This window comes from Geodermatophilus sp. SYSU D00779 (genome assembly GCF_054050595.1).
Genome location: NZ_JBJGZQ010000039.1, coordinates 24,358 through 33,915, shown reverse-complemented (window position 1 = coordinate 33,915; position 9,558 = coordinate 24,358). Strand labels below are relative to the sequence as shown.

Sequence of the window (9,558 nt, the reverse complement as noted above, 5' to 3'; positions counted from 1 at the left end):
CCCCCCCCCCGACCCCCCCCACACCCCGCCCCCCGCCCCCCCCCCCCCCCCCCCCCCCCCCCCCCCCCCCCCCCCCCCCGCCCCCCCCCCCCCCCCCCCCCCCCCCGGCCGCCCGTGGCGGCGGCTGCGCGGCGCCGTCCTCTGGCTCGCCGCCGGGACGGCGCTGCTGCTCGTGGCCGCGACCTGCGGCCTGCTGCCGCTGCAGCCGATGCACGTCGACTCCGACAGCATGACGCCGACCGTCTCGCCCGGTGACCTGCTGCTCGTGCGGCACGGGCAGGGGCCGGTGCAGCGCGGTGACGTGGTCGCCGTGACCGACCCGTTCGACGACGGGATGCTGGTCAAGCGGGCGGTGGCGCTGGGCGGCGACGAGGTGGCCATCGAGGACGGCGTGCTGGTCGTCGACGGGACGGCGGTCTGCGAGCCGGCGATCGACCCCGCCCGGCTCGACGGCGTCTGGTTCGGCCCGGTGACCGTGCCGGAGGGGCACCTGTTCCTGCTCAGCGACAACCGCGACGGATCGGTGGACTCGCGCGCGTTCGGCCCGGTGCCGGCGTCCAGCCTCGTCGGCACGGTGGCCGCGCGGCTGTGGCCCGTCCCGGGATCGCTGCCCTCGCCCTCTGCCGGCTGCTGAGACCCGGGACGACGCGCCGACCAGCAGGAACACCCTGCGGGCACCCGGTGCTGTACCGGGCGTGGGAAGCACCGCCACCTCCTCGTCCCCCGCCCACCCCGCCGCGTCGTCCCCCGTGTCCGCCCCCGCCGACCTGTCCCGCCTGCTGCAGGTGCGCCAGGTCTACGCCGAGCCCGCCGCCCTGGCCTCACCCCGCGGACAGCAGGTCCTGGCCCGCTTCCCCGGTGCCGAGGTGGTCGAGGTCCCCTCGCACTGGAAGATCCCCGAGCTGCACGGCAACGAGGGCAACGTCGAGCGCTGGGTGCGCGTCAAGTCCGAGACGCTGGTGCTCGGCGTCAAGAAGTCGCTGACCGCCCGTCCCAACGGCCGCTCGGCGAACTGGATCGCCCCCTCGACGGCCAACGGCTGTGCCATGGCCTGCGCCTACTGCTACGTGCCGCGGCAGAAGGGCTACGCCAACCCGATCACCGTCTTCACCAACATCGAGCAGATCACCGGCTACCTGCGCCGGCACGTCGCCCGGCAGGGGCCCAAGACCGAGCCCGACCAGTGCGACCCGGAGGCCTGGGTCTACGACCTCGGCGAGAACAGCGACTGCTCGGTCGACGCGCTGGTCAGCGACAACGTCGCCGACCTGGTGGCGACCTTCGCCGAGCTGCCGACGGCGAAGGCCTCCTTCGCCACCAAGTACGTCAACCGGCAGCTGCTCGAGCTCGACCCGCGCGGCCGCACCCGCATCCGCTTCTCGGTGATGCCCGAGGACGACGCCAAGGTGCTCGACATCCGCACCAGCCGGGTCGCCGAGCGGATCGCCGCGGTCGACGACTTCGTCGAGGCCGGCTACGAGGTGCACCTCAACCTCTCCCCCGTCGTGCTGCGCGAGGGCTGGGAGGCCGACTGGGCGCAGCTGCTGCGCCGGCTGGACGACGAGCTCTCCCCCGCGGCCAAGGCGCAGGCCGCCGCCGAGGTGATCCTGCTCACCCACAACCGCGACCTGCACCAGGTCAACCTCGGCTGGCACCCCCAGGCCGAGGAGCTGCTCTGGCGGCCGGACCTCCAGCAGCCCAAGCGCAGCCAGAACGGCAGCTGGAACGTGCGCTACCGCAACGACGTCAAGCGCGCGGGCGTGGCCCGGGTGCAGGAGCTCGTCGCGGCGCACGCCCCGTGGCTGCGCATCCGTTACGCGTTCTAGCGCAACGACCCCGTTCCGTGTCGATGTGTCGACACGCCGTGCCGGGTCGCTGACGCAACGTGTGCGACCCTGGGGAGGCAACCCCGGGTTGGAGGTGAGGGGATGGCGCTCGACCACGAGGCCGCGGTGACGGCGCCGTCCCTGCTGACCGCGCTGCCGGACACCGTGGTCGTCGCCGACGCCGCGGGCCGGATCACGTACGTCAACCCGCACGTGCGGGTGCTGCTGGGCCATGAGCCCAGCGCCGTCCTGGGCCGGCCGCTCGAGGTCCTCATGCCCCAGCGCTTCCGCCGCGGCCACGGCACCGACTTCACCCGCTTCCTGGTCACCGGGCAGGGTGAGCTGGCCGGGCGCACCACCCAGCTGCCGGCGCTGCACGCCGACGGCCACGAGGTCACCGTCGACGTCACGCTGGCGAGGGTGCCGCCGCCGGAGGGTGCCGGGCCGGAGGCGGCGGGGGTGGTCGCCGTCCTCCGCGACGCGAGCACCACGATCCTGCTGGAGCGCCAGCTGATGGTCAGCCGCTACCTGGCGGCGACGCTGCGGGTCACCGCCGCGCTGACCGAGGCACCCGACGCCGACGTCGCCTTCCGCGACCTGCTGCCGACCCTGTGCACCGAGCTGGACTGGGACGCCGCCACCCTCTGGGAGCCCGACGGCGCCAGCCGGTCGCTGCACCACGTCGGTACCTGGACCGCCCCCGGCTCGGAGGCACCGGCACTGCACGCGGCCTCCCACGCCCACCGGATCGGCCGCGGCGAGGTGCTGCCCGGGCTGGTCTGGTCCCGTCGCGAGCCCGTCGTCGTCGAGGACCTGTGGGCCCAGCCCCGCCTCACGCGGCTCTCGGCCGCACGCGCCGACGGGCTGCGCACCGGCGTCGCCTTCCCCGTGGTGCGCGGCGAGGAGCTGCTCGCGGTGTGCGAGCTCTTCTCCCGGGAGCTGCGGCCGGTGCCGGCCGAGCTGCTCGACGTGCTGGCCCACGCCGGTCGCCAGATCGGCCAGTTCCTCGGCCGGCTGCGCGCCGAGTCCGAGGTGCGGCAGCTGGCCGACACGCTGCAGCGCAGCCTGCTGCCCTCGCACCTGCCGGCCATCCGCGGCGTCGACCTGGCCGCGCGCTACCGGCCGGGCGGCGGCGCCGGGTTGGTCGGCGGGGACACCTACGACGTCATGCCGCTGCCGGACGGCCGCTGGATGGTGCTCATCGCCGACGTCTGCGGCACCGGCGCCGAGGCCGCGGCGGTCACCGCGCTGACCCGGCACACCGCCCGGGCGGCGGCCAGCCCGGCGGCCGAGACGACCGCCGGCCCGGCCGAGGTGCTGCGTGCGGTGAACGCGGCGCTGCTGCGCGCCCGGACCGACGGCCCGCTGCGCTTCGTCACCGCCTGCTGCCTGGTGCTCTCCCCCGGCTCGGGCGGCGTGCGCGCGACCGTCGGCGTGGCCGGGCACCCGCTGCCGGTGCTCACCTGCCCCGACGGCCCGCGGGAGATCGGGGTGCCCGGCCGGCCGCTGGGCATCACCCCGGACCTCGACGTCCCGGTGGTCGAGGTTGAGCTGCCGCCGGGGTCGACGCTGGTCCTCTACACCGACGGGGTCACCGAGGCCCGCGACGACACCGGCGCGCAGTTCGGCGAGGACGGGCTGCGCCGGGTGCTCGCCGGAGGTCGCGGGGACGCGGAGGCGACCGTCGAGGCGATCACGGCCGTGGTGGAGGAGCGGCTGCGCCACTCACGCTACGAGGCCGACGACCTCGCCGTCCTCGCCCTTGCCGTCCCTGCCTAGTCCCCCCTCACGGGCGGCCCCGTCCCGGGCCCCGCCCTGAGCCTGCGAAGGGTGGGGAGGACGGGGTCCTTCAACCGGTCTGGCCGGTGTCGGCGTGGGCGGCGCCCACCGGCTTGGACTCCGGCGAGCCGCGCTGGCGCAGGTAGACGGCGAAGATCGCCATCGAGCCGACGGCGAGCATCTCGGACTGCCAGTTCTGGAAGGACCGGTTCCAGAAGTCGGCCTCGCCGAGGTAGCCGACCCAGCTGAGCGGGTCCTGCCGCTGGCCCAGCTGCTCGGCGTTGTAGGCGGCCCAGCCGACCACGGAGGAGGCGGCCCAGGTCAGCAGGAAGAGGGCACCCATGAGCAGGCCGAGCGAGCGGGAGAACACCGCCGTCCGCCACCCGCCGGTGCGCGCCCACACGGGAGAGCTCTCGTCGGCGTGTGGCCCGACCTGCTGCTCGCGGTCGGACTCCGTGCCCTCCTGGCCCGGCTCCTTGGACTCCGAGGAGCCCCGCTGGACCAGCCAGACGGTGGCGAAGACGTAGAGGAAGAACTGCAGGTACTCCGACTGCCAGTTCTCCATGACGTCGACACCGAAGGACGACGAGGTGACGTAGTCGAGGAAGGACACGGTGGGCAGGCCGTCGGCCACCTGCCGGGCGTTGTGGTCGGCCGTCCCGGCGACCGCCTGGCCGACGAGGGTGACGAGGAAGAGCCCGCCGAACCCCAGGGTCAGCGCGTTGGCGCGGAGGAAGCCGTAGCCGGGAGCGGTCATCGGCCCATCAGCCCCAGCGCCACGACGTAGGCGATCCCGAGCAGGATGACCGCCAGATAGCCGAGGAAGACCCCGCGGACGCCCCTCACGGCCCCTCCACCTCGCAGTCGTAGGGCAGCTCGCCGCGGGGCTCGCAGGCCGCGGCGGTCACCCGCCAGCCGGACGGCGTCTCGGTCAGGAACACCGTGTCGCCGCTGAGCCGGACCTGCGCGTCGCTGCCCCAGACCTCCACCGCCTCGACCGCGCCGCCGGGCAGCGGGAGCTGGCCGATGACGTCGGCGCACGGTGCCGACTCGTCGGACTCGAGGGTCTCCAGCGTCGACGGCGCGAGCAGCGCGCACCGGTCGGCGGGGGCTGCGCCGGGGTCCTCGAAGGCGCCGGCCACCCGGGCGACGTCGTCCTCCTGGAGACCGGCGCAGCCACCGAGTGCTGCCGTCGCCAGGGCCGCTGCGGCGAGCCTGAGTGTCGTCGGGGTACGCACTCGTGCCCTCCTGTCCTCCGCCTCCGGTGCTGACCGGGACGGCGACCGCCTACCCCGGCCCGCTTCCGCGGCAAACGGTCGTCCCCCGAGCGGGGGAACGGGGGTTGCCCCCGGGGTCGGCGGCCTGCCCGCCGTACCGTGGCGGCGTGGCGCGGGTGGCGGTGGTGGGCGCCGGTCTCGGCGCCCTGGCGGCCGCGGCCCGGCTGGCCGCCCTGGGCCACGCGGTGACGGTGCTCGAGCAGGCTCCGCAGGTCGGCGGGAAGCTCGGCTGGTACGCCCGCGACGGGCACGGCTTCGACACCGGGCCGAGCCTGGTGACCCTCCCCCAGCTCTACCGCGACCTGTTCGCGGCCACCGGCGGCCCGCTCGAGGACGCCGTCGACCTGGTGCGCCTGGACCCCGCCGTCGCCTACCGCTTCGCCGACGGGACACCGCTGTCCGTGCCCGGCGACGCCGCGGCCGTCCCCGGCGCGCTGGACGCCGCGCTGGGGACCGGGGCCGGCGCCCAGTGGTCGGCACTGATGGCCCGGGCCGGCCGGATGTGGGAGATCACCGAGCGACCGTTCCTGCGCTCCCCGCTGGCCGGGGCGGCCACGCTGGCCCGCCTGGCCCGCAGCGGCTCCGACGTCGCGACGGTCGCGCCGTGGCGCACGCTGCGCGGCCTGGGGACGGCGTACCTGCGCGATCCGCGGCTGCGCACGCTGCTCGACCGCTATGCCACCTACTCCGGCTCCGACCCTCGGCGCGCGCCGGCGGTGCTGGCGACCGTGCCGTACGTCGAGCAGCACTTCGGCTCGTGGTACGTGCGCGGCGGGCTGCGCCGGCTGGGCGAGGCGGTGGCGGCGCGGGCGGTCGAGCGGGGCGCCGTCGTCCGCACCGGGACCGCCGTCGAGCGGGTGCTGGTCGAGGGCGGCCGGGCAGCCGGGGTGCGGCTGGCCGGCGGTGAGGTGCTGCGGGCCGACGTCGTGGTCTCCGGTGCGGACGCCGCGGCGCTCTACGCCGACCTGCTGCCCGCCTCCCGCCCGACTCGGCGGGTGCGCCGCGACCTGGCCCGCAGCACGCCGTCCCTCTCGGGGTTCGTGCTGCTGCTGGCGCTGCGCGGGCGGACGCCGGGGCTGGCGCACCACACCGTGCTGTTCCCCGACGACTACGACGCCGAGTTCGACGCGGTCTTCGGCGTCGGCCGGCACCGCGGCGCCCCGCAGCCGGTCGCCGACCCGACCGTGTACGTGAGCGCGCCCGACGACCCGGCGACCCGCCCCGACGACGACAGCGAGTCGTGGTTCGTGCTGGTCAACGCGCCGCGACAGGCTGCAGGGCACGACCCCGTCGGCGGGGTGGACTGGGACGCCCCTGGGCTCGCCGACCGGTACGCGAAGCAGGTGCTCGAGGTGATGGCCCGCCGCGGGCTCGACGTCCGCGACCGGGTGCGCTGGTGCGTCGTCCGGACGCCGGCCGACCTCGAGCGCGACACCCGCAGCGTCGGCGGGTCGATCTACGGGACGTCGAGCAACGGCGCCCGCGCGGCGTTCCTGCGCCCCGGCAACGCCTCGCCCGTGCCGGGGCTGTTCCTCGTCGGCGGCTCGTCGCACCCCGGTGGCGGACTGCCGCTGGTCGCCCTGTCGGCGGAGATCGTCACCGGCCTCGTCGGCCCGGCCTGAGAAAGGGCCCTCCTGCCCCCCGCTCGCACGCTCGCGGCGGGACCCTGCGAGAGGGCCGCCTGCGAGCCCGCGAGTGGCGGGGGCCCTGGTTCAGCTCCGGGCGGCGCCGTAGCCGAGCAGGGCGGCCAGTCCGAGCGCGCTGCGCGGGGCGTAGGCCGACCGCCACAGCCCGCCGTGCACCGCGGCGTACGCCTCGTCCTGCCACGGGTGCTCGTGCGCCGGACCACCGCCGGTGTGCAGGTCGTGCACCAGCAACGCGGCCATGAGCACGTTGGACGTCGCCGGCTCGAACACCTCGACGCCGAACCGGTGCGCCCCCGCGTAGGCCGCCGCGAGGGCGCGGTTCTTGACCACCGAGCGGGTGCGGGTGGGCGGGGCGACGTTCAACGACACCGTCGTCCCGGCGGCGCGGGCCACGGTCGCCCGCCACCGCTGCAGCCGTTTGGCCAGCGCGTAGTTCGGGCCCTGCTGCGCCACCAGGCTGTCGACCACGCCGGGGTCGCTGCCGGGCAGGTACGCCCGCTGCAGGAGCCGCCCGGCCGACAGGGTCCGCAGCGGCCGGCCCAGCAGCTTCGCCGTCCGCGACCGCCCGGCGTAGGCGCGCACCGACTGCGCCACCGCGTCCGGCGGGACGGCGAAGACGTCGGTCGGCGTGGCGAGGAAGGCCAGGGCGACGTCGTCGCGGGCAGCGGCCAGCCGGACGGTGAGCGCGTCGACCGCCGTCGACACCCGGACGTTGGTGGCGCCGTCGGCGTAGACGTAGTCGCCGAGCACCGGGCGCCCCGGCAGACCGGCCACCCAGTCGGCGACGGCGGGCACCTCGGTGATCAGGTCCGCCCCGCCGTCGGGGTGCAGCAGCGTGCCGGCGCCCCGGCGGGCGGTGTCGAGCAGCCGCTCCCACAGCGCCGGCCGGGGCAGGTCGACCCCGGCCACCCGGGCGCCCCAGCGCAGCAGCGCGGTCAGCGGCCCCATCTCGGCACCGGCGCCGAGCACGACGACGGTGGTGCCCGGCAACGCCAGCCACTCCGGGTGCGCGACGACGGTGCGCACCGCCTCGGCGGCCGAGGGCTCGAGGACGCCGCACTCGACCCAGGTGTCCAGCCGGCGCAGCAGCGCGTCGCCGCGCAGCCGCTCGCCGTGGAAGGGCAGGGAGAGCTCCCCCTCCGGCTCGGCGGTGCCGGCGACCTCCGCGGTGGTGAGGGTGCGGCCGGCGGGGGCACCGGCCAGGTCGCCCAGGCCGGTCTCCTCGCCGTCCGGGCCGGCCACCCGCATCCGCCGGTGCAGCGAGGCCAGGCCCGCGTCGGCGATCGTCAGCGCCGCCTCCCGCGAGACCAGCCCGGCCTCCACCAGCCGGCGGAAGTGCGGCAGGTACCCGGCTCGCCAGTTGGTCTCGCGCTCGGCCGCGCCGGCGCCGGCCGGGTCGACCGGGCGCAGCGCGTCGGCGACCACGGCCCGGCCGAGCGCCGCGGTGCTGCGCCGCCCGTCCGGCCCGGCCGGGAAGACGACGCCCTCGTCGGCCATCAGTCGACCACCACGGGCGCGTCCACCGGGGCGCCGGCCTCCAGCCAGCGCAGCAGGGTGCGGGCGCCGAAGCCGGTGCCGCCCTTGACCACCTCGGCGTCGTCGGACCCGGCGCGGGCCGGCCCCGCGACGTCCAGGTGCGCCCACGGCAGGTCCCCGGCGAAGGGGCGCAGGAACAGCGCCGCGGTGGTGCCGCCCGGGTTGCCCGGTGCGTTGTTCGCGTCGGCGACGGTGCTCTCCAGCAGGTCGGCGTGCTCCTCGGCCAGCGGCATCCGCCACACCTGCTCGCCGGCGTGCCCGGCGGCGGTGCGCAGCGCGTCGGCCAGCCCGTCGGTGGTCGCGTACAGCCCCGCGGTGCGGGTGCCGAGCGCGACCTTCATCGCCCCGGTCAGCGTGGCGACGTCGACCAGCACGGTGGCGCCGAGCTCCAGCCGCGCCCACGCCAGGCCGTCGGCGAGCACCATCCGGCCCTCGGCGTCGGTGTTGAGCACCTCCGTCGTCCGCCCGCCGACGTGCCGGACGACGTCGGCCGGGCGGTAGGAGGAGCCGGAGACGGCGTTCTCCGCGGCCGGGACGACGGCGGTGACGGCGACCGGCAGCCCGAGGCGGGCGGCGGCGTCGACCGCGGCGAGGACGGCGGCGCCCCCGGCCATGTCGGTCTTCATCTCCCGCATGCCGGCGTTGGGCTTGATCGAGATGCCGCCGGTGTCGAAGGTGATGCCCTTGCCCACCAGCACGGGGTGGCCGGGCGCGGCACCCGGCGGCCGGTAGGACGCCACGATCACGCGCGGCGGGGAGGCGGAGCCGCCGCCGACGGCGAGCACGCCACCGAAGCCCCCGGCCCTCAGGTCGTCGGGGTCGAGCACGCGCACGGTGACGTGGTCGAGGCCGGCGAGCCGCTCCCCCGCCTCGGCGGCCAGCCACGCCGGGTCCTTCGTGTTGCTGGGCGTGTTGACCAGGTCGCGGGCCCAGGCGACCGCGTGCCCGGTGACCTCGCCGGCCCGCGCGGCGGCGGTCACCGCGGGGTCGGTGCCGTCGGCGGCGACGACCGCGACCGTCCGCAGCCGCGGCGGGTGCGGTGTGGAGGTCTCGCGGAAGCGGTAACCGGCCAGCAGCGCGGCCTCGACGGCGGCGCGGACCTCCTCGGCGCCCGCGGGGGCCGCCGCGTCGTCCAGCGGCAGCACCAGCCGGCGCGCGCCGTGCTCGGCGAGGGTCTGCGCGCGGCGGACGGCGGTGGCCACGTAGCCACGCAGGTCCGGCAGCGTCGCGTCACCGATCCCGACGGCGACCACGCTGCGCGGACGGCGCCCGGGCACCGGCAGGTTGGTGACGTTGCCCGGGCGACCGGTGTTGCCGGTGTCGGCCAGCGCACCGGCGAGCAGCACGGCGTCGACCGGCGCGTCCGGGCCGCTCAGCCAGCCGGGCAGGGCGGTGCCGCTGCCGACCGGCACGGCCAGGACGTCGTCCTCACCCAGCGCCGGGAGGGTGGACAGGACCTCGACCCGCGGCAACGGTGCGGCCCCGGTCGCCGGC

General features: G+C 76.8%; 8 protein-coding genes. 4 read left to right on the top strand and 4 right to left on the bottom strand.

Annotation, left to right across the window (positions count from 1 at the left end; all coding sequences use genetic code 11):
• Window positions 1–124: 124 nt before the first annotated feature.
• The 3 genes from lepB (at window position 125) to ACI79G_RS22920 (ending at window position 3,605) form a co-directional block, all read left to right on the top strand.
• A complete protein-coding gene (gene lepB, locus ACI79G_RS22930) occupies window positions 125–634 on the top strand; it encodes a signal peptidase I (protein ID WP_456883343.1) in 510 nt (169 codons plus the stop codon).
• 115 nt (window positions 635–749) lie between these two features.
• On the top strand, window positions 750–1,826 hold the full coding sequence (locus tag ACI79G_RS22925; RefSeq protein WP_456883341.1) for a spore photoproduct lyase family protein: 1,077 nt from the start codon (window positions 750–752) through the stop codon (window positions 1,824–1,826).
• A gap of 102 nt (window positions 1,827–1,928) precedes the next feature.
• Window positions 1,929–3,605 carry a SpoIIE family protein phosphatase gene (locus ACI79G_RS22920; RefSeq protein WP_456883340.1) on the top strand — a complete coding sequence of 559 codons (1,677 nt, stop codon included), beginning with the start codon at window positions 1,929–1,931 and terminating at the stop codon, window positions 3,603–3,605.
• A gap of 70 nt (window positions 3,606–3,675) precedes the next feature.
• Here the strand turns inward: ACI79G_RS22920 and ACI79G_RS22915 are convergent, their stop codons facing one another.
• Together ACI79G_RS22915 and ACI79G_RS22910 are read right to left on the bottom strand one after the other, a co-directional pair.
• On the bottom strand, window positions 3,676–4,362 hold the full coding sequence (locus tag ACI79G_RS22915) for a DUF6766 family protein (RefSeq protein ID WP_456883339.1): 687 nt from the start codon (window positions 4,360–4,362) through the stop codon (window positions 3,676–3,678).
• Window positions 4,363–4,447: 85 nt separating this feature from the next.
• Entirely contained in the window at window positions 4,448–4,843 is a 396-nt protein-coding gene (locus ACI79G_RS22910) for a hypothetical protein (RefSeq protein WP_456883338.1), read from the bottom strand.
• A 146-nt stretch (window positions 4,844–4,989) separates the two neighbouring features.
• On the opposite strand from ACI79G_RS22910, the gene ACI79G_RS22905 reads away from it, so the two are divergent.
• Window positions 4,990–6,504: a phytoene desaturase family protein gene (locus ACI79G_RS22905; protein ID WP_456883337.1), complete on the top strand. Its 1,515-nt coding sequence runs from the start codon at window positions 4,990–4,992 to the stop codon at window positions 6,502–6,504.
• A gap of 90 nt (window positions 6,505–6,594) precedes the next feature.
• Here ACI79G_RS22905 and ACI79G_RS22900 read toward each other — a convergent pair whose 3' ends face one another.
• Both ACI79G_RS22900 and ACI79G_RS22895 read right to left on the bottom strand, forming a co-directional pair.
• Entirely contained in the window at window positions 6,595–8,025 is a 1,431-nt protein-coding gene (locus ACI79G_RS22900) for a hypothetical protein (RefSeq protein ID WP_456883336.1), read from the bottom strand.
• Window positions 8,025–9,536, bottom strand: coding sequence for a leucyl aminopeptidase family protein (locus tag ACI79G_RS22895; protein WP_456883335.1), 1,512 nt, complete (start codon window positions 9,534–9,536; stop codon window positions 8,025–8,027). Before ACI79G_RS22895 ends, ACI79G_RS22900 begins: the two co-directional genes overlap by 1 nt.
• Window positions 9,537–9,558: the final 22 nt, after the last annotated feature.